Origin of the sequence: Paracoccus marinaquae (assembly GCF_018860165.1) — a bacterium.
Taxonomy (GTDB): domain Bacteria; phylum Pseudomonadota; class Alphaproteobacteria; order Rhodobacterales; family Rhodobacteraceae; genus Paracoccus; species Paracoccus marinaquae.
Window position 1 is genome coordinate 112,692 of sequence record NZ_JAHKNG010000002.1, and the last position, 26,160, is coordinate 138,851.

At 69.0% G+C, this 26,160-nt stretch carries 20 protein-coding genes; 13 read left to right on the forward strand and 7 right to left on the reverse strand.

Annotated elements, in window-relative coordinates:
- Positions 1-54: 54 nt before the first annotated feature.
- From addA to hutC, 5 genes are all read right to left on the reverse strand, one after another.
- Complete coding sequence (addA, locus tag KNW02_RS01960; protein ID WP_216031577.1) at positions 55-3,429, reverse strand: double-strand break repair helicase AddA; 3,375 nt, start codon at positions 3,427-3,429, stop codon at positions 55-57.
- Complete coding sequence (addB, locus tag KNW02_RS01965; RefSeq protein ID WP_216031578.1) at positions 3,422-6,367, reverse strand: double-strand break repair protein AddB; 2,946 nt, start codon at positions 6,365-6,367, stop codon at positions 3,422-3,424. Before addB ends, addA begins: the two co-directional genes overlap by 8 nt.
- Positions 6,360-7,031: a nucleotidyltransferase family protein gene (locus KNW02_RS01970; protein WP_216031579.1), complete on the reverse strand. Its 672-nt coding sequence runs from the start codon at positions 7,029-7,031 to the stop codon at positions 6,360-6,362. Before KNW02_RS01970 ends, addB begins: the two co-directional genes overlap by 8 nt.
- Positions 7,019-8,425 carry a tRNA (adenosine(37)-N6)-threonylcarbamoyltransferase complex ATPase subunit type 1 TsaE gene (tsaE, locus tag KNW02_RS01975; RefSeq protein WP_216031580.1) on the reverse strand — a complete coding sequence of 469 codons (1,407 nt, stop codon included), beginning with the start codon at positions 8,423-8,425 and terminating at the stop codon, positions 7,019-7,021. Before tsaE ends, KNW02_RS01970 begins: the two co-directional genes overlap by 13 nt.
- A gap of 83 nt (positions 8,426-8,508) precedes the next feature.
- Entirely contained in the window at positions 8,509-9,183 is a 675-nt protein-coding gene (gene hutC, locus KNW02_RS01980) for a histidine utilization transcriptional repressor HutC (RefSeq protein WP_216031581.1), read from the reverse strand.
- A 98-nt stretch (positions 9,184-9,281) separates the two neighbouring features.
- On the opposite strand from hutC, the gene hutI reads away from it, so the two are divergent.
- Genes hutI through hutG form a run of 4 tightly spaced genes read left to right on the forward strand, consistent with a single transcriptional unit; the run spans position 9,282 to position 14,703 of the window.
- The gene (gene hutI, locus KNW02_RS01985; protein WP_216031582.1) at positions 9,282-10,478 is read left to right on the forward strand and encodes an imidazolonepropionase; all 1,197 of its coding nucleotides are present in this window, start codon (positions 9,282-9,284) and stop codon (positions 10,476-10,478) included.
- Entirely contained in the window at positions 10,475-11,995 is a 1,521-nt protein-coding gene (gene hutH / locus KNW02_RS01990) for a histidine ammonia-lyase (protein ID WP_216031710.1), read from the forward strand. The genes hutI and hutH overlap by 4 nt, the downstream gene beginning before the upstream one ends.
- Before the next feature lie 34 nt (positions 11,996-12,029).
- Entirely contained in the window at positions 12,030-13,727 is a 1,698-nt protein-coding gene (gene hutU / locus KNW02_RS01995) for a urocanate hydratase (protein WP_216031583.1), read from the forward strand.
- A gap of 58 nt (positions 13,728-13,785) precedes the next feature.
- Positions 13,786-14,703, forward strand: coding sequence for a formimidoylglutamase (gene hutG / locus KNW02_RS02000; RefSeq protein ID WP_216031584.1), 918 nt, complete (start codon positions 13,786-13,788; stop codon positions 14,701-14,703).
- Positions 14,704-14,926: 223 nt separating this feature from the next.
- Here hutG and KNW02_RS02005 read toward each other — a convergent pair whose 3' ends face one another.
- Positions 14,927-15,352, reverse strand: coding sequence for a GlcG/HbpS family heme-binding protein (locus KNW02_RS02005; RefSeq protein ID WP_216031585.1), 426 nt, complete (start codon positions 15,350-15,352; stop codon positions 14,927-14,929).
- A 309-nt stretch (positions 15,353-15,661) separates the two neighbouring features.
- Here KNW02_RS02005 and KNW02_RS02010 point away from each other — a divergent pair, with 309 nt between their 5' ends.
- From KNW02_RS02010 to aroQ, 4 genes are all read left to right on the forward strand, one after another.
- On the forward strand, positions 15,662-16,657 hold the full coding sequence (locus KNW02_RS02010) for an ABC transporter substrate-binding protein (RefSeq protein ID WP_216031586.1): 996 nt from the start codon (positions 15,662-15,664) through the stop codon (positions 16,655-16,657).
- A gap of 70 nt (positions 16,658-16,727) precedes the next feature.
- Positions 16,728-17,612: an ABC transporter permease gene (locus tag KNW02_RS02015; RefSeq protein ID WP_216031587.1), complete on the forward strand. Its 885-nt coding sequence runs from the start codon at positions 16,728-16,730 to the stop codon at positions 17,610-17,612.
- Complete coding sequence (locus tag KNW02_RS02020) at positions 17,605-18,669, forward strand: quaternary amine ABC transporter ATP-binding protein (RefSeq protein WP_216031588.1); 1,065 nt, start codon at positions 17,605-17,607, stop codon at positions 18,667-18,669. The genes KNW02_RS02015 and KNW02_RS02020 overlap by 8 nt, the downstream gene beginning before the upstream one ends.
- 77 nt (positions 18,670-18,746) lie before the next feature.
- A complete protein-coding gene (gene aroQ / locus KNW02_RS02025) occupies positions 18,747-19,181 on the forward strand; it encodes a type II 3-dehydroquinate dehydratase (RefSeq protein WP_216031589.1) in 435 nt (144 codons plus the stop codon).
- Between the two features lie 15 nt (positions 19,182-19,196).
- Here aroQ and KNW02_RS02030 read toward each other — a convergent pair whose 3' ends face one another.
- Positions 19,197-20,102 carry a LysR family transcriptional regulator gene (locus KNW02_RS02030; protein ID WP_216031590.1) on the reverse strand — a complete coding sequence of 302 codons (906 nt, stop codon included), beginning with the start codon at positions 20,100-20,102 and terminating at the stop codon, positions 19,197-19,199.
- Positions 20,103-20,284: 182 nt separating this feature from the next.
- On the opposite strand from KNW02_RS02030, the gene speB reads away from it, so the two are divergent.
- Genes speB through KNW02_RS02055 form a run of 5 tightly spaced genes read left to right on the forward strand, consistent with a single transcriptional unit; the run spans position 20,285 to position 26,118 of the window.
- Positions 20,285-21,244, forward strand: coding sequence for an agmatinase (speB, locus tag KNW02_RS02035; RefSeq protein ID WP_216031591.1), 960 nt, complete (start codon positions 20,285-20,287; stop codon positions 21,242-21,244).
- An 11-nt stretch (positions 21,245-21,255) separates the two neighbouring features.
- The gene (locus KNW02_RS02040) at positions 21,256-22,614 is read left to right on the forward strand and encodes a YjiH family protein (protein ID WP_216031592.1); all 1,359 of its coding nucleotides are present in this window, start codon (positions 21,256-21,258) and stop codon (positions 22,612-22,614) included.
- A gap of 14 nt (positions 22,615-22,628) precedes the next feature.
- Entirely contained in the window at positions 22,629-23,081 is a 453-nt protein-coding gene (locus tag KNW02_RS02045) for a universal stress protein (RefSeq protein ID WP_216031593.1), read from the forward strand.
- Entirely contained in the window at positions 23,078-24,676 is a 1,599-nt protein-coding gene (locus KNW02_RS02050) for a 5-guanidino-2-oxopentanoate decarboxylase (protein ID WP_216031594.1), read from the forward strand. Before KNW02_RS02045 ends, KNW02_RS02050 begins: the two co-directional genes overlap by 4 nt.
- Positions 24,673-26,118, forward strand: a complete 1,446-nt coding sequence (locus tag KNW02_RS02055; RefSeq protein WP_216031595.1) for an aldehyde dehydrogenase family protein — start codon at positions 24,673-24,675, stop codon at positions 26,116-26,118. Before KNW02_RS02050 ends, KNW02_RS02055 begins: the two co-directional genes overlap by 4 nt.
- Positions 26,119-26,160 lie beyond the last annotated feature (42 nt).

The following is a 26,160-nucleotide window of genomic DNA, read 5'->3' on the forward strand; positions in this document are numbered from 1 at the left end:
CTTGCTCCTTGAAGGTCGGGGCCGGTCGCTCCGGCGGGACGGTTCCCCTTCCAGCTATGGATGCGAGGGCGCCGGGTCAAGCCCGGCCATGGCCCGGTCCAGCAGCGGATCGGGAATTGCCATCAGGCTGCGGGTGGCGGTCCAGAGGATCGCGGTCTCGACCGCGCGCCCGGGCCAGATCGCGCGCAGGGCGGCGCGATAGGCGGCCATCTGGCGCAGGATCCCCACGGGGATGGCCTCGGGGCGCGGCGGCACCTCGCTGTTCGACTTGTAGTCGATGGCGAGGATGCGGCCATCCGCGACGATCAGCCGGTCGATGGTGCCATGCAGCACGCCGATGCCCGGCAGGGGCGCGGTCAGTGCCACCTCGCGCAGCACCTGCGCGGCCGGGTCGGGATCCATCACCTCGGCCAGATCCGGCGCCTCGATCACCTGCCGCGCCTCGTCCAGCAGCGCGGCCAGTTCGCCCGCGTCGGGCAGCCCGCCCTCGGCCCCGGCCAGTGCGGCGCGTGCCAGATCGGGCCAGTCCCCGGCCGGCGTGCCGGGCAGATGTTCCAGCAGCAGATGCAGCCGCGTGCCGCGCAGCATGGCGGCGGCGGGATCGGCATCCTCGACCGGCGCGGCGATCACCTTGGCCCCGCCAAGCGCGGTCGCCGCCACCGGCCGGCGCAGGGCGGGCGGCGTCGGAGCCGGGTGGCGCAGCCAGTCGGGCAGGGCGACATCGCGCCGGGCCGCCAGATCGCTTGCCGTGACCGCATCGGCGGGCCAGTCGCCGAAGGACAGCCGCAGCGCCGCGCCGATGCCCTCGATCGCGACCTCGCCACGATCCAGACCGGCGCGATCCGCGCCCGCCGCGATCGTCGCGTGCCAGCTGTCAAGACCGTCCCCGGTCTCGCCCGCCGCCGCCACGATCAGCCAGCTTTCCGCCCGCGTCATCGCCACATAGAGCAGCCGCCGGCGTTCCTCCTCCTGCCGGCGCGCTTCGGCCGCGACCGCCTCGGCCACCGGATCGGGGCGTTCGGCCGCGCCACCCCGCCAGACCGGCATGTCCGACAGCCGCACCACGCGCGCATGGTTGCCGGGGCGGCGTTTCTGCGTCTCGGGCAGGATCACCACCGGGCTTTCCAGCCCCTTCGAGCCATGCACCGTCATCACCCGGATCAGCCCGCCCGCGCCGCCGGGCAACTGCCGCTTGACCTCGACCTCGCCGCTGGACAGCCAGACCAGAAAGCCGGTCAGCGAGGGTGTCTCGACCGATTCGTAAGCCAGCGCCTGCGACAGCAATTCGTCGATGCCGTCCTCGGCCTCGGCGCCCAGCCGGGCCAGCAGCGCCGCCCGGCCGCCATGCCGGGTCAGCAGCCGCGAGATGATGTCATAGGGGCGCACGACATCGGCCTGACCCATCAGGTCGCTGATGATGTCGCGCGCGGCCAGGTGATCCGAGGCCCGCAGACGCTGGATCAGATAGGCCTTCCCGCGCCCGGCGGCCAGCCGGTAGAGATCGTCCTCGGACAGTCCGAACAGGGGCGAGCGCAGTGCAGCGGCCAGCGACAGGTCGTCCTCGGGCGTGGCCAGAACCGACAGCGTGGCGGTGATGTCGCGCACGGCCAGTTCGGCGGCCAGTTTCAGCCGGTCGGCCCCGGCCACCGGCAGGCCCGCCGCCTTGCATTCGCGCAGCAGATCCTCGAACAGCCCGGCGCGGCGCTGGACGAGGATCTGGATATCGCCCGGCCCGATGGCGCGCACCCGGTTCGACTTGGCATCATGGAAGGGCGTGCCGATCATGGCCCTGATCTGTGCCGCGACCGCACGCGCCAGCATGGTATCGGCGGCGTTCTCGGCCGGGGCATCGACCGGCGCGGTCCAGTCGCCGGGTTCGGGCGCCTCGGGTTCGGGCAGGGGCGGCCACAGATCGACCCGGCCGGGCAGGGTGTCGCGAAAGGCGATATGGCGCGGCGGATCGCCAAGACCCTGCGCCGCCTCGTCCTGAAACACCGCATCGACCAGCGACAGGATGGCTGGCGACGAGCGGAAACTGTGGGCCAGCCCGCGCTGCTGCATCGGGCGTTCAACGGCCTGAAAATCCTGATCGAAACGGGCGCGCATCGCCTCGAACACGGCGATATCGGCGCCCTGGAAGGAATAGATCGACTGTTTCGGGTCACCGACCACGAACAGGCTGCGCGGATGGTCCTGCGCGCCCGCGCCGCTGGTGAATTCACCGGTCAGGCTGCGGATCACCCGCCACTGCGCCGGGCTGGTATCCTGCGCCTCGTCGACAAGGATGTGATCGATGCCGCCATCCAGCCGCCACAGCACCCATTGCGCCATGCTGGCCTCGGACAGAAGCCGTGCCGCGCGCCGGATCAGGTCGTCGAAATCCAGCCAGCCATGCGCCGCCTTGCGCTGTGCCAGCCGGTGCGTGAAGGCATGGGCAAAACGGTGCAGCGCCAGCGTCCTTTGCGCCAGTGCCAGCGCCAGCACATCGGGCCGGGCCTCCTGCACCCGCAGCATCAGATCGTCGAGATTGGCCATGAAGGGGGCGCAGGGCCCCTCGCGCAGGGCCTTGGTCGGCAGGCTGCCGATCTTGGCGGTAAAGGGTTCCTTGGCGCCGGCGCCGGTCAGCAGCGCCCCGATCAGGACATGCAGGTCCGCCATGCCGGGGTTCCGGCCATTGACCTGCCGCAGCCTGTCGGCCAGCCTGCCGTCATTCGTGCCGCTTTCGGCAAGGATCGGCACCAGGGCATCGAACAGATCGCCCTCGGCGCCCTGAAAGACGTGATCCAGCAGCACATCCTCGGTCAGCCCGGCCCGCAGATCCAGCGTCGCCCAGATCGCATCCGCATCGGGCGGGGCGGCGAAATCGGCCTCGGACAATCCGGCCAGAAACCCGTCCAGATTGTCGCCGCCATGCAGCGTGGTCAGGTCCGCCATCGCCGGATCGCCCGCCTCGGCCATTTCCTCGACGATCTCGGCGCGCAGCGCCCGGGCCGAGCGGTCGTCGAGTTCGGCAAAGCCCAGGGGCACCCCAGCCTCCAGCGGAAAGCGCCGCAGCAGCGCCGCGCAGAAGCTGTGGATGGTCTGCACCTTCAGCCCGCCCGGCGTCTCGATGGCGCGGGCGAACAGCCGCCGGGCCTCGGCCAGATCGGCGGCATGGTTTTCGCCCAGATCGGCCAGCGCGCGCCGCAGGTCGGGCTCGGGCAGCATCGCCCATTCGCCCAGCCGCCTCAGCAGCCGGTTCTGCATCTCGGTCGCGGCGGCCTTGGTATAGGTCAGGCACAGGATCCGCTCGGGCTGGCAGCCCGACAGCAGCAGCCGCGCCACCCGGTCGGTCAGCACCCGCGTCTTGCCCGACCCGGCATTGGCGGTAAGCCAGGTCGAGCGCGCGGGATCGGCGGCCTCGATCTGGTTGCGGGTCGCGTCATCCATGATCGCCCACCTTTCCGGGTCGCGCCGGATCGGCCAGCGACCATTCGCCAAACCGGGCCAGATGGTCGTAATCGCCGGCATGGAGGGCCTTTTCCGGTGCCCTCCTGGCGGTAAACCCGGTGCCGCCGGTCAGATAGGCGGCGATCAGGCGGATAAACCCGGCCCAGTTCTCGGTCTCCATCTGCGGCGAATAGGCGCGTTCGTGCGTGCGCCCCTCGCCGCCCAGCTGGATATAGCGGATGCCCGCGACATCCACCGGCCCGAGGGCATCGAAACCGCCCCACCGCGCCATCGCCGCCTCGAGGATCAACTGCTTGTCAAAGCTCTGGATCTGCACATCCGAGGGCGGTTTGCCGGATTTGTAGTCATAGATCATCACCTGCCCGTCATGCAGCAGGTCGATCCGGTCGGGCCGCGCGGTCAGGCGGAACTCCATCCCCGGCACGCCTATGGCGCCGCGCCGTTCGATCACCTGCGGCCTGCCCTCGGCCAGCCGGGCCAGTTCATCAACCACGATCTGATCCGCGATCCCCTCGATCCGCGCCTGCCAGAAGACGCGGGCGGCGGGCCAGGGCACCTCGTTGGCCAGCACCTCGGCGGTGATGCGCAGGAACTCGGCCCGCAGCCGCTCGGGCGGCGTATCGGCCGAGGGGTTCGATTTCAGCAGCCGCTCGACAATGGCATGCAGGGTCTGGCCGCGCAGCGCTGCATTGGGTTCGGGCCGCAGCGGATTCAGCGGACGCAGCCCGAGGACGCGCTTGGCATAGACCGCATAGGGATCGCGGATCAGCAGTGAGACATCGGTGACCGGCAGTTCCCGGAAGGGCGGCGCCGGCGGGATGGGCGAGGGGCGCGGGGCCGGATCGACCGGCACCTCGGGCCGGGCCAGCGCCTGCGCCATGTCCAGCCAGCCCGCGCCCCGCGCCCGCATCGCCGCCAGTGCCTGCGGCCCGCCGGTCACCGAAAGGCCGGAGAGAAGATTGGTCAGCCGGTTCAGCCAGCGCGAGGGGATGGTCTCGGCCTCGGCATCGCGCCGGGCGCGGGTCAGAACGACGCGGGCCGCGCCCATGCCCTGCTGGAAATCATGGGCGGCAAGGCCGATCAGCCTTTCGGGCGAGGTCAGCCCGGCCTGCCGGCGCATCTGCCGCGACAGCCACGGATCGGGGGTCAGGGCGCGGGGCCAGCCGCCCTCGTTCAGCCCCGACAGGATCACCAGCCCGTCGGCGACGATCCGCGCCTCGCGCGGGCCGCGGATCTTCAGCAGCGGGTGAAAGGCCATATCGTCATGCGCCGTCTGGGCCTGCAACTCATCCATCAGCAGCGAGGCGAAGTCGCCCGGTCCCATATCGGGGCCTTCGGCGGCATGGCCGGCCAGATGATCCAGCACCGCGCGGGCCATCTGGCCGGGTTTCCTGCGCCACAGTTCGGACGCCTCGGCATCGCCGCCGGGGCCGCCGGCCAGCGCCTCGGCCATGGCGCGCAGGTCGGCCAGACGGTCGGGCAGCGGCCGCGGGCTGCGGTCAGTGGCGAAATGGGCAAAGCGGTCGAGGATCCCGGCCAGCCAGTCGGCCCAGAGCTTGCGCGCACCGTCGCCCCTTGCGCCCCAGTCGCGCAGCGCCGCGCCATCGGGAAAGACCGGGCCGCGGGCGCGCAGATGCAGTTCCAGCTCGCGCGCCTGCAGGCGGGCCTCGCGCGTCTCGACCGTGGCCGAGCCCGAGGCGGTTAGCGGGTGTTTCAGCAGGATCAGCAGCCGGTCGATGGTCAGAGGCTCGCCGAACAGCCCGGCGATCTGGCGCAGCAACAGGCCCTGCGCGGTCAGCGAGACGGGGCGCCCGGCGCTGTCATCGGCGCGCAGGTGCCAGCGGTCCAGCGCCGCAACGACTCGCCGGATCAGGTTGCCGTCGGCGGCGATCAGTGTCACCGGCTGCTGCCGCTCGGCCGCGTCGCGCATGACCAGCGCGATGGCTTCGGCCTCCTGCCCCGGCTGATCGGCCTCGATCAGGGTCAGCCCCTCGGTCGCGGCGGCCAGATCGGGCAGATGCGGGCCTTCGGCGATCCATTGATCGGTGACCGGCGCCGGCCGCAGCGCCAGCGAGACCAGCGCATTGCGCCCCGGCGCGGCCGCCGGGCGGTCGGTCCAGGGCCGTGGATGGCCCATCGCCCCGATCAGCGGCGCATAGCGGGATTGCGGATGATCCTCGGCCGCCTCCAGCCCGTCCCAGACGGGCTGCGGCTGATCGCGATCAAAGCCGGGCAGCACCACCGCGCCGTTCGGCAGCGCCGCCACCGCCCGCATGAACAGCCGCGTGGCCCCGTGCGAGCCGGTCGAGCCGGCCACGATCACCGGCGCCTCGGGCAGGTCGCGCCCCTCGGACCAGTCGTTCCTCGCGGCTTCGGCGGCGATGCGCTGGCGGGCGGCGCGATCGACGGGGGCGCCGGTCAGGTGGAACCGGGCGGCGATCTGCAGGAAGGCCAGCGCGTTCTGCCAATGGCCGGCATGATCGCCGGTGTCGATGGCCTCCAGTGCCCCGGCGCCGCGCCCCTCGGTCTGCATCTCGGTCATCAGATCGGCCAGTGAACGGGCCAGGGCCGGAACCGAATGGCCGGCCGCCAGATCGGGACGCGCCGCCAGCAGCCCGTCGATCAGCCGCGCCAGTTGCAGCCTGCGCGCCAGCGGCGCGGCCAGCGGTCCCTGTGCCGCGGCCGGTCCCGCGCCCAGATCGGTGACCACGCGCAGCTGCGGCAGCAGCAACGGCCCGTGTCGGTCGAAAGCCTCCTGCAGGGCGCTGCGGGTGCGGCCGGAATTGGCATAGATGGTGACGCGGGCGATGGCCTCGGGCGGCTGGCCGGCCATGCGCTCCAGAAAACCGGCGACGAACTCGCCGGCGAAATCGACGCCGCAGGGCAGCGCGAAGAAGCCGTTCTGCCACTCAGCCATGGGCCAGCATCGCTTCGGCCAGCGGGATCGTCTCGGGCCGGCCGACATCGCACCATCCGCCCTCATGGACCATGCCGAAGGCGGTGCCGCGCGCGATCAGCAGATCCCAGAGCCGGTTCAGCGAAAAGACCTCGTCGGGGATCTCGGCCAGACGGTCGGGGCGGATGAGCTGTGCGCCGGCATAGACGAAATCGCCCTTGCGGCTCAGCCGGCCTGCCCCGTCACGCGCGAAATCGCCGGCGCCGACCCGCGCCCTCGCCCGCGCCAGCGGCACCAGCACCAGCAGTGCCTCCATCTCGTCGCGCCAGGCGGCGGCCAGTGCGGCCAGCGGGTTCGGGCCGGTCCAGACCACATCCGGGTTCAGCGTCATCACCGGCCCCGCGCCCAGCAGCGGCAGCGCCCTGCGCAGCCCGCCGCCGGTATCCAGCAGCAGATCGGCCTCGTCGCTGATCGCCACCTCCTGCCCGTCCAGATGCGCGGCGATCTGGGCGCCCAGATAGTGGCTGTTGACGGCAATCGGCGCAGCGCCGGCCTCGCGGCCCAGGCGCAGGGCACGGTCCAGCAGGGTCTGGCCGCCGATCTCGATCAACGGCTTGGGGCGGGTTTCGGTCAGGGGCCGCATGCGGGTGCCAAGCCCGGCGGCGAAGATCATCAGCGGGCGCATTGGCGGCGGATCCTTTCGATGATGGCGGCGTCGGGGGCGGGCAGGGTTGCGATCACCTCTGCCAGAGGCGCAAGCGCGGGATGCGACAGGTCGCGGCGGATATGGCCCCAGACGCGCGGCATGAACTCCAGATAGCGGGTCTTGCCGTCGCGCAGGCAAAGCCGGGTGAAGATGCCCATGATCCGCAGGTTTCGCTGGGCGCCCAGCAGCGCATATGCGGCGCGGAACCGCTCCTCGTCCAGCCCGGTCGCGGCCAGATAGCGGGCGATGCAGGCGGCCTCGATCGCGGGCGCGACATTGCGGCGGGCGTCCTGCAGGGCCGAGACCAGATCATAGGCCGGATGGCAGGCGACCGCGTCCTGATAGTCGATCAGGCCCAGCGGCGCCGTGCCGCGCCAGATCAGGTTCTCGGCATGGAAATCGCGCAAGGACAGGGCCGGCGGGGTATCGGCGGCCAGTTCCGCATGCAGGCGGGCGATGATCGGTGCGATGGCCTGCGCCGCCTGATCGCTGGCACCGGCCGCCTGCGGGTACCATTCGGCAAACAGCCCGACCTGATCGGCCAGCGCCGCACCATCCAGAGGATTGACGAAATCGGGCACCGGCTGGCGGTGCAGATCGACCAGAAGATCGGTGATCCGCTCATAGATGGCGGGCGCCATCCCGGGCCGCGTCTCCAGTACCCGCGCTACCAGATCGTCGCCCAGATCCTCGACCAGAAGCAGGCCGGCGGCAGGGTCCGCGGCCAGGATCTCGGGGGCGCCAAAGCCATGTGCGCGCAGCCAGTCGGTCATGGCGGCGAAACGCGCGCAATCGCCCGCCGGATCGTCCATCAGCACCGCGCTGTCGCCGCCATGGACCAGCCGGAAATAGCGCCGCGCCGAGGCGTCGCCCGCCAGCGGCAGCACCCGCGCCGCAGCCCATCCGGCAGTGCCGACGAAACGCGCGCGCTCGGCCGCGCGGGCGGCATCGCCACCGATCAGCGCGATCCGGCGCGTCTCGGGCCCGTCGCCGTCCACGATGGAAACGGTCAGCGCACCCTCGGGCAAGGCCTCCATCCGGTCGGGCCATTCGATCAGGCAGATGGCATCCTCCATCGCCTCGTCGAGGCCCAGTTCCTCCAGTTCCGACGGATCGCTCAGGCGGTAAAGATCGGCATGCCAGATCTCGGTCCCCATCGGGTCGTCATAGGTCTGGACCAGGGTGAAGGTGGGGCTGGGAACCTCTTCGGCGGCGTCGCCCTGACGGGCGCGAATGAAGGCGCGGGCGAAATGGGTCTTTCCGGCACCGACGGGGCCGTCCAGCAGGATCGTGTCGCCCGGTCGCGCGGTTGCGGCCAGCATGCGGGCCAGCGCGGCGGTCATCTCTTCGTCGGCGGTCAGGCGCGTGGTCATGTCCTGCTTCTATCCGGTGGGACGGGGGGCGCAACCGGTCTTGCCAAGCGCTTTCTTTTGTCTTGCGTTTTTGTGGTCTGGTTTCAGATGGAGAGGGTTGTGACCTGGTATTGTTCTGCGGGATGGGACAGGCGGGCTTCGGTCAGGTGGGCCTCTCCCATGAAGGTTTCGCGGCTGACGATGAGCAGGGGGGCGTGTTCGGGGACGGCCAGGATTTCGGCGATCTCGGCTTCGGCCGCGGCGGCCGAGATGCGGGTGATGACGCGGGTCGCGGGCACCTCGCGGACCAGCCATTCATTCGGGCCGGTGACCCGGAAGGGCTGCTCGGCGGCCTGGGGCAGCGTGTCGAGGTTGATGGTCCGGTGCTCGAGCTGGAACGGCGCGCCATCGGCGAGATGCAGGCATCTCACCCAGAGCAGCCCGTTGCGCGTCCCGATCCCGTGCAGGCCCGGTTTCACCTCGCGCTCCAGCAGCCGGTAGGAATAGGCGTGGCCGCGGCTTTCGATTTCCTCGCGGATCAGCGGGATATGCAGCTTCGAGGTCTGCGAGGTCTGCCCGACGACGCGGCTGCCGGCGCGCTTGCGGCGTTCGATCAGCCCCTGCTCGACCAGCGTGGACAGCGCCCGCCGGACGGTGCCGCGGGCGGCGCCGAATTCCTCGGTCAGGACCATCTCATGCGGGATGTCGGAACCGACCGGCCATTCGCCGTCATTGATACGGCGCAGCATCTCTTGTCGGATTTCGTCATGGCGGCTCATGCTGCGATCATAGGGGGCAGAAAAATGTTTGACCATGGGCTTCTATGTCTAGACATAGAACGATAAATATGGTTAAACATTTTGTGAGGAGGAGCCCGATGATTCGTTTCATTCTGACCAATGCCCGCCTGCTGACCTGCGCCGAAGGGGCACAGGGATATACCCTTCAGGATGCCGATCTGGCGGTGGAGGGCGACAGGATCGTCGCCATCGGTGATATCCCCGCCGATTTCGCCACGGCCGAGCGGCGCGATCTGGGCGGCCGCATCGTCACCCCGGCGCTGATCGACTGCCACACCCATATCGTCCATGGCGGCGACCGGGCGCGGGAATTCGAGATGCGGCTGGAAGGCGCGTCCTACGAGGACATCGCCCGCGCCGGCGGCGGCATCCTGTCCAGCGTCACCGCCACCCGCGCGGCCGGCGAGGATGAACTGGTGGCCAGCGCCCTGCCGCGCCTGGATGCGCTGCTGGCCGAGGGTGTCGGCACGATCGAGGTCAAGTCCGGCTACGGGCTGACCATAGCGGATGAGATGAAGATGCTGCGCGCGGCGCGGCGGCTGGCGCGGGAACGCCCGGTCCGGATCGTGACCAGCTGGCTTGCCGCGCATGCGGTGCCGCCGGAATACAAGGGCCGCGCGGACGCCTATCTGGACGAGGTGGCGATTCCGGGGCTGCGCGCCGCGCATGAGGCCGGCCTTGTCGATGCGGTCGACGGCTTCTGCGAGGGCATCGCCTTTCTGGCGCCGCAGATCGCGCGGCTCTTTGATGTCGCGGCCGAACTGGGCCTGCCGGTCAAGCTGCATGCCGAACAGCTGAGCCATCAGGGCGGCTCGCGTCTGGTGGCGGCGCGCGGCGGGCTCTCGGCCGATCACGTCGAATATGCGACGGCCGAGGACGCCAGCGTGATGGCCGGGGCAGGGACCGTGGCCACGCTGCTGCCCGGCGCCTTCTACACGCTGCGCGAGACGCAGATGCCGCCGATCGGGGCCTTCCGGGCCGCCGGCACGCGGATGGCGCTGGCCACCGACTGCAATCCGGGCACCGCGCCGCTGACCTCGATCCTGTTGACCATGAACATGGGCGCGACCCTGTTCCGCCTGACGCCCGAGGAATGCCTGCGCGGCGTGACCGCACATGCGGCGCGCGCGCTTGGCCTGACCGATTGCGGCATCCTCGCGCCGGGGATGCGCGCCGATCTGGCGGTCTGGAACATCGCCCACCCGGCCGAGCTGTCCTATCGCATCGGCTTCAACCCCCTGCATGAACGTTACTTTGGAGGAGTAAAATGCTGACGACACTGGTCCCCGGCGAAGCCACGCTGAGCCAGCTCGAGACGATCTGGCGCGAGGGTGGGCCCGTGCGTCTGGCCGATACCGCCCGGCCCGGGATCCTTGCCTCGGCCGGCAGGATCGCCGCCGCCGCGGCGGGCGATGTCGGTGTCTACGGCGTCAATACCGGCTTCGGCAAGCTGGCCTCGGTCCGCATCGCGCCCGAGGATACCGCCACGCTGCAGCGCAACCTGATCCTGTCGCATTGCTGCGGCGTGGGTGAGCCGCTGGACCTCAACGCCGTGCGGCTGATGATGGCGCTGAAGCTGCTCAGCCTCGGGCGCGGCGCCTCGGGCGTCCGTCCCGCGATCGTCGAGCTGATCGAGGGCATGCTGGAACGCGGCGTGCTGCCGGTGGTGCCCGAACAGGGCAGCGTCGGGGCCTCGGGCGATCTGGCGCCGCTGGCGCATATGGCGGCGGTGATGCTGGGCCATGGCGAGGCGTTCCATGATGGTCAGCGCCTGCCCGGCGCCGAGGCGCTGGTACGCGCCGGCCTGACGCCGGTGATCCTCGGCGCGAAAGAGGGGCTGGCGCTGATCAACGGCACCCAGTTCTCGACCGCGTTGGCGCTGATCGGCCTCTTCCGCAGCTGGGCCTGCGCCCGCGCGGCGCTGATCACCAGCGCCATGTCCACCGATGCGATCATGGGCTCGACCGCGCCGATGCATCCCGACATCCATTCCCTGCGCGGCCATGCCGGGCAGATCGAGGTGGCGGCGATCACCCGGGGCCTGCTGGAGGGCAGCGAGATCCGCGAAAGCCACCGCGAGGACGACCTGCGGGTGCAGGATCCCTATTGCATCCGCTGCCAGCCGCAGGTGACGGGGGCGGCTATCGACGTGCTGCGCTTTGCCGGCCGGACGCTGCTGACCGAGGCCAATGCCGTGACCGACAACCCGCTGGTGCTGTCGGACGGGCAGATCATCTCGGGCGGGAACTTCCATGCCGAGCCGGTGGCCTTCGCCGCCGACCAGATCGCCCTGGCCGCGGCTGAGATCGGCGCCATCTCGCAGCGCCGCGTGGCGCTGATGGTCGATCCGGCGCTGAACTTCGGCCTGCCGCCCTTCCTGACGCCGCAGCCCGGCCTGAACAGCGGGCTGATGATCGCCGAGGTCACCACCGCCGCGCTGATGAGCGAGAACAAGCATCTGGCCGCGCCCTGCTCGGTCGATTCCACGCCGACCAGCGCCAATCAGGAGGACCATGTCAGCATGGCCGCCCATGGTGCACGCCGGCTGGGGCTGATGACCCGCAACCTCGCCGTGATCGTCGGCGTCGAGGCGATGTGCGCCGCGCAGGGGATCGAATTCCGCGCGCCGCTGAAGACATCCGCGCCGATCGCGCGGGTGATCGAGGCCATCCGCCAGCGGATCGCGACGATGGGCGAGGACCGCTATCTCGCGCCCGATCTGGCCGCCGCGCAGGCGATGGTCGAGGACGGCACCCTGGCCCGCGCGGCCGCGATCCGCATCGACATCTGATCAGTGTCTGAATTTCAAGTTTGAGGAGGAATCCATGACTACCAATCCCCGCCACAATGTCCGGGACATCTATCCCGATACCGGAACCGAGCTGAAAGCCAAGAGCTGGCTGACCGAGGCGCCGCTCAGGATGCTGATGAACAACCTGCATCCCGACGTGGCCGAGAACCCGCATGAACTGGTCGTCTATGGCGGCATCGGCCGCGCCGCGCGCACCTGGGCCGATTTCGACAAGATCGTCGCGACGCTGAAGGACCTCGAAGCCGACGAGACGCTGGTTGTCCAGTCCGGCAAGCCGATCGCGGTGGTCAGGACCCATGCGGATGCGCCGCGCGTGCTGATCGCAAACTCGAACCTGGTGCCGCATTGGGCCACCTGGGACCATTTCAACGAATTGGACAAGAAGGGCCTGGCCATGTACGGCCAGATGACCGCCGGCTCGTGGATCTATATCGGCAGCCAGGGCATCGTTCAGGGCACCTACGAGACCTTCGCCGAGGCCGGGCGCCAGCATTACGACGGCAATCTCAGGGGGAAATGGATCCTGACCGCCGGTCTGGGCGGGATGGGCGGCGCCCAGCCGCTGGCCGCCGTCATGGCCGGGGCCTGCTGTCTGGCGGTCGAGTGCGACGAGACCCGCGCCGATTTCCGCATCCGCACCCGCTATTGCGACGAGAAGGCGCAGACGCTGGACGAGGCGCTGGCGATGATCGACCGCTGGACAAAGGCAGGCGAGGCAAAATCGGTGGCGCTGATCGGCAACGCGGCCGAGGTCTTCCCCGAGATCCTGCGCCGCATGCAGGCCGGCGAGCCTCTGCCCAACGGCCGGCCCGATATCGTCACCGACCAGACCTCGGCCCATGACCCGATCCATGGCTATCTGCCGACCGGCTGGACCGTTGCCGAATGGCGCGCCAAGCAGGAGATCGCGCCGAAGGCCGTGGAACGCGCCGCGCGCGCAGCGATGCGCGATCATGTCGAGGCGATGGTCGGCTTCTGGAACGCCGGCGTGCCGACGCTGGATTACGGTAACAACATCCGCCAGGTGGCGCTGGAGGAGGGGCTCGAGAACGCCTTTGCCTTCCCCGGCTTCGTGCCCGCCTATATCCGGCCGCTGTTCTGCCGCGGCATCGGTCCGTTCCGCTGGTGTGCGCTGTCGGGCGACCCCGAGGATATCTACAAGACCGATCAGGCGATCAAGGAACTGTTCCCCGAGAACGCGCATCTGCACCGCTGGCTGGACATGGCCCGCGACCGCATCGCCTTCCAGGGTCTGCCGGCGCGGATCGCGTGGATCGGGCTTGGCGACCGCCACCGCGCCGGGCTGAAGTTCAACGAGATGGTCGCGAGCGGAGAGCTGAAGGCCCCGATCGTGATCGGCCGCGACCACCTCGACAGCGGCTCGGTCGCCTCGCCCAACCGCGAGACCGAGGCGATGAAGGACGGCTCGGACGCGGTCAGCGACTGGCCGCTGCTGAACGCGCTGGTCAACACCGCCTCGGGCGCCACTTGGGTGTCGATCCATCATGGCGGCGGCGTCGGCATGGGCTTTTCCCAGCATGCCGGCGTGGTGATCTGCGCCGACGGCACGCCCGAAGCCGCCAAGCGGCTGGAGCGGGTACTGTGGAACGACCCGGCCTCGGGTGTGTGGCGTCACGCCGATGCCGGCTATGACATCGCGCTGGATTGCGCGCGCGAACACGGGTTGCGCCTGCCCGGTATTCTGGGCTGATCCCTGCGGGGCCGGTTCGCGCCGGCCCCGCTCAACCACCGGCAGAGGAGCCAGCACCATGATCGAGTTTCGCGACCCGTCGCCCTGGACCGGGCGCAGCGACCCCGAGGACGGGGATCTGGCCCTGCGCATGCACCATCTGGCCGGGCGCGCGGATGCCCCGGTCGCGCTGATCGGATTTGCCTGCGACGCGGGCGTGCGGCGCAACAAGGGCAATCCCGGTGCCGCCGAAGGGCCTGCCGCGATCCGCGCCAGCCTTGCCAATCTGGCCGCGCCCGGCGATCCGCGCGGCTTTCACGATGCCGGCGATCTGACCCTGACCGGTGAGGATCCGGGACCCGGCCAACAGGCGCTGGCCGAACATCTGGCGCCGCTTCTGGCGCGATACGGCCGCGCCCTGGTGCTGGGCGGCGGGCACGAGACCGCCTGGGGCAGCTGGCAGGGCCTGCGCCGCGCGCTGCCCGGGGCAAGGATCGGCATCGTCAATATCGACGCGCATCTGGACATCCGCGCCATCGGCCCCGCCGGCCCGTCCTCGGGCACGCCCTTCCACCAGATCCGTGAGGCCGACCCGGAGGGCTTCGATTACGCGGTCCTGGGGCTGGCCGAGGAGGGCAATACCGAGGCGCTGCGCAGCCGCGCGCGCGACTGGGGCGTCGCCATCATCGAGGATCATGCCCTGCAGATCACCGCCGATGCGGGCTTTGCCGTCATCGACGCGATCTCTGCGCGCAACGATGCGATCTATCTGACCATTGACCTCGACGTGCTGCCCGCAGCCCAGGCTCCCGGCGTCAGCGCCCCCGCCGCCCGCGGCATGCCCCTGCATGTCGTCGAGGCGCTGGTCGCGCGCGTGCTCGCCTCCGGCAAGGTCCGGCTCGCCGATATCGTCGAACTGTGCCCGCCCCGCGACCAGAACGACCGCACCGCCCGCACAGCCGCCCTCATCGCAAGACGCCTGCTGACGGCAAGCTGAGGGCGGCGCCAACCGACGCCGCAGCAACAGGGAGAAGAGACCGAATGTCGGACAGGACTGCGCGCCAGCCCCGCTACCGATCCGGTGATCTCGATGGGATGGGCCCGATGGCGGCAGGTGATTGCGGGCGGGGCGCGTCTTGATGTGATCGCGCCGATGCCCCGGTCGCGGATGACCGTGGGCAGGGCGAGGCGGCACGCACGGGGCCGCCGCCTCGGATCGCCTAACCCGCGTCGGCGCTAAAGCCGGCCGCCTCGATGGCGCGGCTGGCGCAGGCCTCGTCATTGTCGGAGGTATCGCCGGTGATCCCCACGGCGCCCAGAATACGGCCGTCGCGGCGGATCAGCACGCCGCCCGGAACCGGCACCAGCGCACCGCCGGTCAGCCCGTTCAGCGCCTGCACGAAATAGGGTTGCTCCTTGGCGCGCTCGAAAATGGCGCGAGAGCCCATGCCGAGCGCGATCGCGCCCTTGGCCTTGCCCTGCGCGATCTCGGGGCGCAGCGTGCTGGTGCCGTCCTGCCGCAGCAACACCTTGAGATGCCCCGCCGCGTCCAGCACGGCGACCGTGATCGGCTTCAGCTTCATCTCCGTGGCGATCCGCAGGCAGCTCTCGGCCATCGCGCGCGCCTCTTCCAGTGTCAGATCCATTTGTCCTCCGTTCCCGATTTGATCCGTTCCCCCGGGCACATTCATCAGCCGGCTGGTGCTGCCCGAAATCGTCCTCCCCGACCGGTCGCTGATAGCCTGACGCGGCGGCAAGGTCGAGAATGGAGTATACACCACATGAAAACCGCAGGATTTTCATATTCTTGAAAACAGTTTCGCGCAAAAATGTGACAATCGCGAACCTGTCGTCTATGATCCCGGCAAGCCGATTGTGCTTGCGGCCGCCCGGCGGGTGGCCAGTCGCGGGGCCCCTGCGCCCATTCGATGAGACAAGAAACGAAAGGACATTTCATGAACCCGCTGAAACCAGCGCTGGCCTTTCTGGGCCTGATGGCGGCTGCGCCGGCCGCATTCGCGGCCGGAGAGTGCGGCGATGTCAGCATTGCCGAAATGAACTGGGCCTCGGCCGGTCTGGCGGCATGGGTCGACAAGATCATCCTCGAGGAAGGCTATGGCTGCGACGTGGCGCTGGTCACCGGCGACACGGTGCCGACCTTCACCTCGATGAACGAGAAGGGCGAACCCGATGTCGCGCCCGAACTGTGGGTGAACACGATCAAGGTGCCGCTGGACGCGGCCGTCGCGGAGGGCCGGATCCTCGTTGCCTCGGAAATCCTGACCGATGGCGGGGTCGAGGGCTTCTGGGTGCCGACCTGGCTGGCCGAGAAGGAGGGGATCAGGACCATCGAGGACGCACTGGCCCGCCCCGAACTGTTCCCCGGGGCCGAGGACGACAGCAAGGGCGCCTTCTTCAGCTGCCCCTCGGGCTGGGCCTGCCAGATCCTCGCCCAGAACCAGTTCCGCGCCCTGGGCGGCGAGGGCAAGGGCTTCGAACTGGTCGATCCGGGCTCGGCCGCCGGGCTGGACGGCGCCATCGCGCGGGCCTTCAACCGCGAAGAGGGCTGGCTGGGCTATTACTGGGCGCCGACCGCGATCTTGGGCAAATACGACATGACCCGGCTGGATCTCGGGGTTGAGCATGACCGCGAGCATTGGGACAGCTGTACCTCGATCAACAACTGTCCCGATCCGAAGCTGAACGAATGGCCGCGTTCCGCCGTGTTCACGGCCGTGACCAGCGAATTCGCCGAAAGCAACGCGGTCACCATGGATTATCTGGGCAAGCGGGCCTGGGCGAATGACACGGTGAACGAGTTGCTGGCCTGGATGGGCGACAATCAGGCCACCAACGAGGACGGCGCCTGGTATTTCCTTGAGAACTACCCCGATATCTGGAGCGCCTGGCTGCCCGGGGACGTGGCCGCCAGGGTCAAGGATGCGCTCTGAGGCGCGGCGGACAGGGCGTCACCTGCCTGCCCCGCCAACCCAAATGCCGGAGGCCTGACAAAGAGAGACAATGGACCTGGTTGATTTCCCATCCATGAGCCGCGGTGATCTGCGCGACATGCGTATCGCCATCGATACCGCCTTCCGCGATTTCACCCGCGCCTATGGCGATACGCTGGAAAGCATCTTCCACCCGATCCAGGTGCTGCTGGTCTTCATCGAGGATCTGCTGATCGACGCGCCCTGGATCGTCGTGCTGGCCGGGCTGGCCGGGCTGGTCTGGGCGCTTGGCCGCAGCTGGAAGATCGTGGCGGGCACCGTCATCGCGCTGCTGCTGATCGGCTATTTCGGGATGTGGGAAGACACCATGCGGACCATCGCCATGGTCGCGGTCTGCACGCTGATCGCGGTGGTGATCGGCATCCCGGTGGGGATCCTGATGGCGCGCTCGGACCGGGCCAACGGGGTGATCACGCCGATCCTCGACATGATGCAGACCATGCCCAGCTTTGTCTATCTGATCCCGGTGGTGATGATCTTCGGGCTGGGCAAGGTGCCGGGCGTCATCGCCGTGGTGATCTATGCCGTGCCGCCGATCATCCGCCTGACCAATCTGGGCATCCGGCAGGTGCCTGCCGACGTGCTGGAGGCGGCCGAGGCCTTCGGCTCCAGCGCCGGGCAGAAGCTCAGGGAAGTGCAACTGCCGCTGGCGCTGCCCACCATCATGGCCGGCGTCAACCAGACCATCATGATGAGCCTTGCGATGGTCGTCGTCGCCTCGATGATCGGGGTGCGCGGGCTGGGCCAGCCGGTGCTGCAGGCGATCAACAACCAGTATTTCACCCTTGGTGTGATGAACGGGCTGGCCATCGTCGCCATCGCCATCATCTTCGACCGCTCGACCCAGGCTTATGGCAAGCGGCTGCAGCGGCATCTGGAGGCGCAGCATGGCTGAGGCGACCCACGACATCGAGATCCGCGACCTCTACAAGATCTTCGGCCCCAACGGCGCGGCGCATGTCGCCGATGTGAAGGCGGGCATGAGCAAGGAGGACCTGAAGGCTCGCCACGATCACGTTCTTGGCCTCGATGACATCAACCTGACCATCCCGGCCGGCCGGATCCAGGTGGTGATGGGGCTGTCGGGTTCGGGCAAATCGACGCTGATCCGGCACATCAACCGGCTGATCGAGCCGACCGCCGGCAAGGTGATCTTCGAGGGTCGCGACATCGTGCAGATGGGCCCGGCCGAGTTGCGCGATTTCCGCCGCGAAAAGACGGCGATGGTGTTCCAGAAATTCGCCCTGTTCCCGCATCGCACGGTGCTGGAAAACACCACCTACGGGCTGAATATCCGCGGCATCCCGGACGGTGAGGCCGAGGAACGCGCCCGCCGCTGGATTGCCCGCGTCGGGCTGGAAGGGTTCGAGGGCAGCTATCCCAACCAGTTGTCGGGCGGCATGCAGCAGCGCGTGGGTCTGGCTCGCGCGCTGACCAACGATGCCGGGATCCTGCTGATGGACGAGGCGTTCTCGGCGCTGGATCCGCTGATCCGCACCGACATGCAGTCGGTGCTGCTGGATCTGCAGCAGGAGTTGCAGAAGACCATCGTCTTCATCACCCATGATCTGGACGAGGCTCTGCGACTTGGCGACCGCATCGCCATCCTGCGTGATGGCCGCATCATCCAGGAGGGCACGGGCGAGCAGATCGTGCTGCGCCCGGCGGACGATTATATCAGCAGCTTCGTGCGCGACGTGAAGCGCGGCCATGTCATCACCGCCCGCACCGTCATGCGCAGGGTCGAGCCGGTGGAAACCCCGGTGACGCTGCCGGCGACGGCGCTGCTGGAAGAGGCGGCCCGTGCCATGACCGATGCGGATGCGAGCCGGGCCAATATCGCCGCGCAGGACGGCGCGCATCTGGGCGTCGTCACCCTGTCGAAATGCGTGGCCGAGATGATCGCCCCCGATGACGGCGATGAGGCGGACGCGAAAGCGCAGGTCGCCTGAACCGGCCGGGCGCTTTATGTCTTACCATGCGGGGCCGCGGCGCTATGATGGCCGCGACCCTGACCGAAGGTTGACGCATGAAGACGATCTATGTCCTGAACGGCCCGAACCTGAACCTGCTGGGCAGGCGCCAGCCCGAAATCTATGGCCGCGAGACGCTGGATGATGTCGGGCACTTGTGCCGCGATGCGGCCGGCGAGGGTTACCAGATCCGGTTGCTGCAATCGAACTGGGAAGGCCAGATCATCGACTGGATCCACGAGGCGCGCGAGGCTGCCTGCGGCATCGTCATCAACCCGGCGGCGCTGACCCATACCTCGGTCGCGGTTCTGGATGCGCTGAACACCTTCGAGGGGCCGGTGATCGAGGTCCATATCAGCCAGGTCCACAAGCGCGAGGCCTTTCGCCACCATTCCTATGTCTCGATGCGCGCCGACGGGGTGATCGCCGGGCTGGGGATCGAGGGCTATGCCGCCGCCACCCGCCGCATCGTCTCGCTGACCCGCGACTGAGGCGAGGCAGGCGGCTCAGCCGCCCTGCCGGGCAAAGCCGGTGGCCAGCGTCCGGAACCGCTTCATCGCCGCGGTGTCGCGCCGCCCGGCCCGCGACAGCAGCGAGATCCGGTGCGACAGCGCCCCATCCTCGGTCACCCGGCGCAATTCCGCGCCGCCGGCCACGGCATTGGCGAAATGTTCGGGCAGATAGCCCAGCACCGGCAGCGAGCGCAGGATCACCGCCACCGCCTCGAGATTGGCGGCGACCGCCGCGGCGCGGCCGATGGTCGGGCCCTGACCCTCCAGCGGCGTCAGTTCATAGCTGCGGCGCACCCATCTTTCGGCCTCAAGCTGGCGGCTGCTGATCGCGACCGGGGCGGCGTCGAACAGCGGATGCGGCGGGCCGCAATAGATGAAATGCCGTTCGACATAAAGCGGCGCCAGATCGAAACGGGTATCGGCAGGAAAGGCCCCGATGGCCAGGTCAAGGGTCCGGTCGAGGACCTGCTCGGCCAGGGTGGACTGGATGTCCTGCACGATTTCCAGGCTGACCTCGGGCGCGCGCTCGTGAAAGCGGCGCAGCAGTTCGACCGTCGGAAACCGCGGATCGGTCGAGGTATTGTCCATCAGCCCCAGCCGCAGCGTTCCGACCGCCCGCCGCGACAGGTCGGCGGCGGTTTCGGTGAAATCCTCGATGGCAAGGTTCAGCCGCGCATGCGCCTCCAGCATGGCCCGACCGCGCTCGGTCAGCCGAAAGCCGCCGGGACCACGCTCGCAGAGGCGAAAGCCCAGCCGTTGTTCAAGCCCGGCCAACTGCGCGCTGATCGTCGATTGCCGCACGTCCAGCCTGCGCTCGGCCGCGGCGAAACTGCCGCATTCATAGATGGTCTGGAACACCCGCAGCGCGCGCAGATCGGCGGCGGAAAGCGAACTGAGCATCGGGCGACCCCCGGAAAGCTTCGATTTCAATCGAAGCATTTTATCGAACCGGCGTGATGGGCCAAGGGGGCGGGCGATGATATTTCTGCCGCTCAAGCCGAAATCACGAAACCGCGACGATATGCCGAGACAACCGGAGCCAGCCTGGCAGCCGTCTTGTCGCCGGAGGAGGGGAAACACGCATGACCGATAATCCGCAGTTCAACCAGCCGCTGGGCGGCAACCAGATGCCTCGTTTCGGCGGGCCGGCCACGATGATGCGGCTGCCTGTGGCCGACAGTGCGGCGGGTCTCGATGCCTGTTTCGTCGGCATCCCGATGGATATCGGCACCTCGAATCGCGCCGGCACCCGCCACGGGCCGCGCCAGATCCGCGATGAAAGCCGGATGATCCGCCCCTACAATATGGCGACCGGGGCCGCGCCCTTCGCGCGCATGCAGGTGGCCGATATCGGCGATGTGCCGATCAACACCTTCGATCTGAAGAAATCGGTCGCGATCATCGAGGATTTCTATGACCGGATCCTGTCGCATGACGCGATCCCGATGACGCTGGGCGGCGACCACACGCTGACCTGGCCGATCCTGAAGGCCATGCGCAAGAAGCACGGGCCGGTGGCGCTGATCCATGTCGATGCCCATTCCGACACCAACGAGGCCATGTTCGGCGAGACCGTCGCCCATGGCTGTCCGTTCCGCCGCGCCTGGGAGGATGGCTGCCTGCTGAACGACCGCGTGACCCAGATCGGGCTGCGCGCCACCGGCTATGCGCCCGACGATTTCGACTGGGGCCGCAATCAGGGCTGGCGCGTGGTGCAGGCCGAGGAATGCTGGTACCGCTCGCTGGCGCCGCTGATGGACGAGGTGCGCGCGCGGGTCGGCGATGCGCCGGTCTATCTGTCCTTCGATATCGACAGCCTCGACCCGGCCTTCGCGCCCGGCACCGGCACGGTCGAGCCGGGCGGGCTGTCGATCTGGCAGGCCTACGAGATCGTGCGCGGCTGCGCCGGGCTGAACCTTGTCGGCTGCGATCTGGTCGAGGTCTCGCCGCCCTATGATCCCAGCGGCAACACCGCGCTGATCGCCGCGAACCTTCTGTATGAAATGCTCTGCGTGCTGCCCGACCGGCGCAATCAGGGCTGAAAGGAAACCACATGAGCGATAATGTGACCGCCGCCGCCACCCCGCGCGGCCTGTGGGTGAAATTCGCCCTGCCCTCGCTGCTGGGCGCCATCGTGTTCCTGTTTCCGGTCCCGAACGGGGAAAGCTTCACCATCCCCTTCGGCGTGCTGATCGACTGGGTGAACGAGAATTTCGGCACCCTGGTCAGCGGGCTGCTGATCGCGGTGACGGTGATCTCGGCGGCGGTGACAGTGGCCTTCTCGGTCTTCGGGCTGGGTCCGAAACAGGGCTTTCTGCGCCATGTCTTCCAGGTCTCGCCGACCTGGATGGTGCTGCGGGTCCTGGGTGCGGTGTTCTGCCTGCTGTACTTCACCGGGACCGGGCCGGATTTCGTCATCTCGGACGCGACCGGAGGCACCGTCGTCGGCTTCCTGATGAAGAACCTGCTGGCGCTGTTCTTCTTTGCCGCGCTGGCCCTGCCGCTGCTGACCGATTACGGCTTCATGGAATTCGTCGGCGCCTTCCTGTCGGGGGTCTTCAAGCGGCTGTTCAGGCTGCCGGGGCGCTCGGCCATCGACGGGCTGGCCTCGTGGCTGGGGGCCGCACCGGTCGGAGTCATGCTGACGGTGCAGCAATACGACATGGGCGTCTATACCCGGCGCGAGGCGGCGACGGTCGCCACCACCTTCTCGATCGTCTCGGTGCCCTTCTGCTATGTCATCGCCAAGGTGGTGGGGCTGGAAGGGGTGTTCTTCAGCTATTATGCCTCGGTCATCCTGATCGGTTTCGTCTGTGCGCTGGTGCTGCCGCGGATCCCGCCGCTGAGCCGCATGCCCGACACCTATGCCAACGGCGCCGTGCCGCATGACGACGACGTGGTTCTGCCAGGCGAAACCCTGTTGCGGGCCGGCACGCGGATGGGGCTGGCCCGCGCCGCCGCCGCGCCGGGACCGGCCGGGTTCCTGCGCAACGGCGTGCAGAACCTGATCGGCATCTGGTTCGGTCTTGTGCCCGCCACGCTGGCCATCGCGATGATCGCGCTGATCGTGGCCGAATACACGCCGCTGTTCACCTGGCTGTCGATGCCCTTCGTGCCGGTGCTGGAATGGGCCGGCGTGGCCGATGCGCAGGCCGCCGCGCCCGGGCTGGTGATCGGTTTTGCGGACATGTATCTGCCCGCCCTGATCGGCGCCGATATCGCCAGCCAGGAGACGCGCTTCCTGATCGCCATCCTGTCGGTCTCGCAACTGATCTACATGTCCGAGGTCGGCGCCCTGCTGCTGCGTGCCAATCTGGGGCTGAATCTGGGCCATCTGGCCATGCTGTTCGTGATCCGCACCATCATCTCGACCCCGATCGCCATCTTCCTGGCCAAGGTCGTGGTCTTCTGAGGAAAGGTTATCCCATGGTTACCGCCGCCCATCCGCCGACCGTCCTGGTGACGCTGGATCCCGCCTCCGAGCATGACCGGACGCATCTGTTCGACATCGCTGAGGGTCATGCCGCCATGCTGGGGGCGAGGCTGGTCTTTCTCAGCGTCGTGCCCGAGATCTATCTGTCGACCTCGACCGATCCCGAGGGCGTCATCGCCGGCATGACCGCCCATGCCGAGCGCGAGCAGGCGAGGCTGCTGGAAGGGCGCTGGCCCGATGCCGGGGCAGCCCCGAGGCTGGTGCGCTATGGCCCGGTGGCCGGCACCATCATCGAGGTGGCCAAAGAGGTCGGGGCACAGCTGATCGTCATGCATGCAAGGCGGCCGGGCATCGCCACCTATGCCCTTGGTTCGGTCGCCTCGCGCGTGGCCAACCATGCCGAGGCCTCGGTCCTCGTCATCCGCGACCCGGAGGCCGCGCGATGACCACGGTTGGCGAAATCCTGCCCCGTCTGCTCGAGGCGCGTGGCATCGACACCGTCTTCGGCATCCCCGGCGTCCACACCGTGGAACTGTATCGCGGCATGCCGAATACGGCGCTGCGCCACGTCACCCCCCGGCACGAGCAGGGGGCGGGCTTCATGGCCGATGGCTATGCCCGCGCCAGTGGCCGGCCGGCGGCCTGTTTCATCATCTCGGGGCCCGGCATGACCAATATCGCCACGGCGATGGGTCAGGCCTATGCCGATTCGATCCCGATGCTGGTGATCTCCAGCGTGCTGAACCGCAACGAACTGGGCCGGGGCGAGGGCCGGCTGCACGAGTTGAAGAACCAGAGCGCGCTTGTCGGCGGTGTCGCCGCCTTCAGCCATACGGTAATGTCGGCCGAGGAACTGCCGGCGGTACTGGACCGGGCGGCTTCGGTCTTTCACGCCGCCCGGCCGCGGCCGGTGCATGTCGAATTGCCGCTGGACGTGATCGTCGCGCTCGCCGACGGGCTGCCGGTCGCGGCGGCGGCGCGGCCCACCCCGCCGCTGCCCGACCCGCAGGCCGTGGCGCAGGCGGTCGACTGGATGCGCGGCGCCCGCGCGCCGCTGGTGATCCTTGGCGGTGGCGCGGTCGCGGCCGGCGAGGCTGCCCGGACCATGGCCGAGGCGCTTGGCGCGCCCACGCTGTTGACCATCAACGCCAAGGGGCTGCTGCCGCCCGGCCATCCGCTGCTGGTCGGCACGCTGCTGCCGCAGCCCGCGGTTCTCGACGCCCTGCGCGAGGCCGATGTGGTCCTGGCCATCGGCACCGAACTGGGCGAGACCGACACGCTGCTGTTCGGCGCACGCCCGCAGATCGGCGGGCGGCTGATCCGCGTCGATGTCGAGGCCGAGCAGATCGCCCGCAACGCGCCGGCGGCCCTCGGCATCGTCGCGGATGCCGGGGCCTTCTGCCGGGCACTGGCCGCACAGGCCGGCCCCGGAACGGTCATGCAGAGCCAGCGGGCTGCGGCGCTGCGCGATGCGGCCTGGCAGCCGATCCCGCCCGCATATCGCATCCATGGCCGCATGTTCGACCTGATCGCCGGGCGCTGGCCCGGGCTGATCGTCGCGGGCGATTCCACCCAGCCGGTCTATGGCGCGAACCTGACCTATGACGCGCCCGGCCCGCGCGGCTGGTTCAATTCCTCGACCGGCTACGGCACGCTGGGCTATGGCCTGCCGGCGGCCATCGGCGCCAAGCTGGGCTGCCCCGAGCGCCCGGTCATCGGGCTGATCGGCGACGGCGGGCTGCAATTCACCATCGCCGAACTGGCCACGGCGGTCGAACTGCGCCTGCCGCTGCCGATTCTCTTGTGGAACAATCGCGGCTATGGCGAGATCAAGACCTATATGCGCGACCGCCGGATCCCCGAGATCGGCGTCGATATCCTGACCCCGGATTTCCAGACCATCGCCCGCGGCTTCGGCGCGCAGGCGGTGACCGCCGACAGCCCCGATGCGTTGCTTCGGGCGCTGGAAGTCGGGTTCGCCACGGCCGGCCCGACCCTGATCGAAATCGACGATGCAACTGCACAAGGATGGTTCCAATGACCCTGTCCCCGCTGACCCTGCGCGACCGCCCGCTGTTCATCGGCGGCGAGTGGTGCGTATCCGAGGGTGCCGTCATCGAGGTGCGGGATCCCTGCCGCAACGAGGTTTTCGCCCGCATCGGCACCGCCAGCCCGGCGCAGGTGGCCAGCGCCTGCGAGGCCGCGGCGCACGCATTTCCGGACTGGCGCCGGACCACGGGGGCCGAGCGCGGCGCCGTTCTGGAAGCCTTTGCGCGCGGGCTGCTGGCGCGCCGCGACGACCTGATCGCGTTGCAGATGCTGAACAACGGCAAGCCCCGTGCCGAGGCCGAACTGGACCTGGCCGATGCCACCGCCTGCTTCGATTATTATGCCGGGCTGGCGCGCAACCTCGACCAGCCGTCGGGGCCGGAATCCCTGTTCGACGGGGATTTCAACGGCTATCGCCGTGCGGCGCCCATCGGTCCTGTCGGGCTGATCGTGCCGTGGAACTTTCCCCTTGTCACCAGCGCATGGAAGATCGCGCCGGCGCTGGCGGCGGGTTGCACCGCCGTTCTGAAGGTGTCGGAGATGACGCCGCTGGCGGAACTGGCCTATGGCGACATCGCCGCCGAGATCGGCCTGCCCGCCGGTGCGCTGAACATCGTCACCGGGCTTGCCGATGCCGGTCGCACCCTGGGCGAAAGCCCGTATCTGGCGAAACTGTCCTTTACCGGCTCGAACCCGGTCGGTGCGGCGGTCATGGCGGCGGCTGCGGCGCGGACGCTGCCGGTCTCGCTGGAACTGGGTGGCAAGTCACCGATCGTGGTGATGGCCGATGCCGATGTCGAGACGGCGGCGGGCCTGGTGCTGGACGGCATCTTCATGAATTGCGGGCAGATGTGCTCGGCGACCTCGCGGCTGATCGTCGAGGCGCCGCTGGCCGGGCGGCTGACCGAGGCGCTGGTCGAGGGGGCGCGGAGCCGCGTTCTCGGCCCGCCCGAGACGGGGCAGATGGGGCCGGTGACGACGGCACCGCAATACCGCCGGGTGCTGGCCAGTTTCGAGCGGGCACGGGCCGAGGGCGCGCGCTGTCTTGCCGGCGGCCTGGCCCGCGATGATCTGCCGGGGCAATTTGTCGCACCGACCATCTATGACGAGGTCGCCACGGACAGTTTCCTGTGGCGTGACGAGCTGTTCGGCCCGATCCTGTCCATGCGCCGGGCGGCGGATGAGGCCGAGGCGGTGGCGCTGGCCAATGACACCGAATTCGGTCTGGCCGCGACGGTGGTGTCGGGCGACCGCGACCGGGCACTGGCCATCGCCGGGCGTGTCGATGCCGGTCATATCTGGATCAACGCGCCGCAACTGATCGCGCCCGGCTCGATGTGGGGCGGGTTCCGCGCCAGCGGCATCGGGCGCGAGCTTGGCCCGGCCGGGCTGGCCGCCTATCAGCAGCAGAAGTTCCTGACCGCGCCGGTCTGAACGCGCTCTGGCCCATCCGGTTCGGCCCGGGTGGGCGGCTGT

Bases quoted from the DNA above. Each gene is read 5' to 3' on its own strand.
- KNW02_RS02050 (WP_216031594.1), top strand. From the start codon at position 23,078: ATGACCACGGTTGGCGAAATCCTGCCCCGTCTGCTCGAGGCGCGTGGC.
- addB (WP_216031578.1), bottom strand. From the start codon at position 6,367: ATGGCTGAGTGGCAGAACGGCTTCTTCGCGCTGCCCTGCGGCGTCGAT.
- aroQ (WP_216031589.1), top strand. From the start codon at position 18,747: ATGAAGACGATCTATGTCCTGAACGGCCCGAACCTGAACCTGCTGGGC.
- hutI (WP_216031582.1), top strand. From the start codon at position 9,282: ATGATTCGTTTCATTCTGACCAATGCCCGCCTGCTGACCTGCGCCGAA.
- KNW02_RS02020 (WP_216031588.1), top strand. From the start codon at position 17,605: ATGGCTGAGGCGACCCACGACATCGAGATCCGCGACCTCTACAAGATC.
- hutC (WP_216031581.1), bottom strand. From the start codon at position 9,183: ATGAGCCGCCATGACGAAATCCGACAAGAGATGCTGCGCCGTATCAAT.
- KNW02_RS02055 (WP_216031595.1), top strand. From the start codon at position 24,673: ATGACCCTGTCCCCGCTGACCCTGCGCGACCGCCCGCTGTTCATCGGC.
- KNW02_RS02030 (WP_216031590.1), bottom strand. From the start codon at position 20,102: ATGCTCAGTTCGCTTTCCGCCGCCGATCTGCGCGCGCTGCGGGTGTTC.
- speB (WP_216031591.1), top strand. From the start codon at position 20,285: ATGACCGATAATCCGCAGTTCAACCAGCCGCTGGGCGGCAACCAGATG.
- KNW02_RS02015 (WP_216031587.1), top strand. From the start codon at position 16,728: ATGGACCTGGTTGATTTCCCATCCATGAGCCGCGGTGATCTGCGCGAC.
- hutU (WP_216031583.1), top strand. From the start codon at position 12,030: ATGACTACCAATCCCCGCCACAATGTCCGGGACATCTATCCCGATACC.
- hutG (WP_216031584.1), top strand. From the start codon at position 13,786: ATGATCGAGTTTCGCGACCCGTCGCCCTGGACCGGGCGCAGCGACCCC.
- addA (WP_216031577.1), bottom strand. From the start codon at position 3,429: ATGGATGACGCGACCCGCAACCAGATCGAGGCCGCCGATCCCGCGCGC.
- tsaE (WP_216031580.1), bottom strand. From the start codon at position 8,425: ATGACCACGCGCCTGACCGCCGACGAAGAGATGACCGCCGCGCTGGCC.
- KNW02_RS02045 (WP_216031593.1), top strand. From the start codon at position 22,629: ATGGTTACCGCCGCCCATCCGCCGACCGTCCTGGTGACGCTGGATCCC.
- KNW02_RS02005 (WP_216031585.1), bottom strand. From the start codon at position 15,352: ATGGATCTGACACTGGAAGAGGCGCGCGCGATGGCCGAGAGCTGCCTG.
- KNW02_RS02010 (WP_216031586.1), top strand. From the start codon at position 15,662: ATGAACCCGCTGAAACCAGCGCTGGCCTTTCTGGGCCTGATGGCGGCT.
- KNW02_RS01970 (WP_216031579.1), bottom strand. From the start codon at position 7,031: ATGCGCCCGCTGATGATCTTCGCCGCCGGGCTTGGCACCCGCATGCGG.
- KNW02_RS02040 (WP_216031592.1), top strand. From the start codon at position 21,256: ATGAGCGATAATGTGACCGCCGCCGCCACCCCGCGCGGCCTGTGGGTG.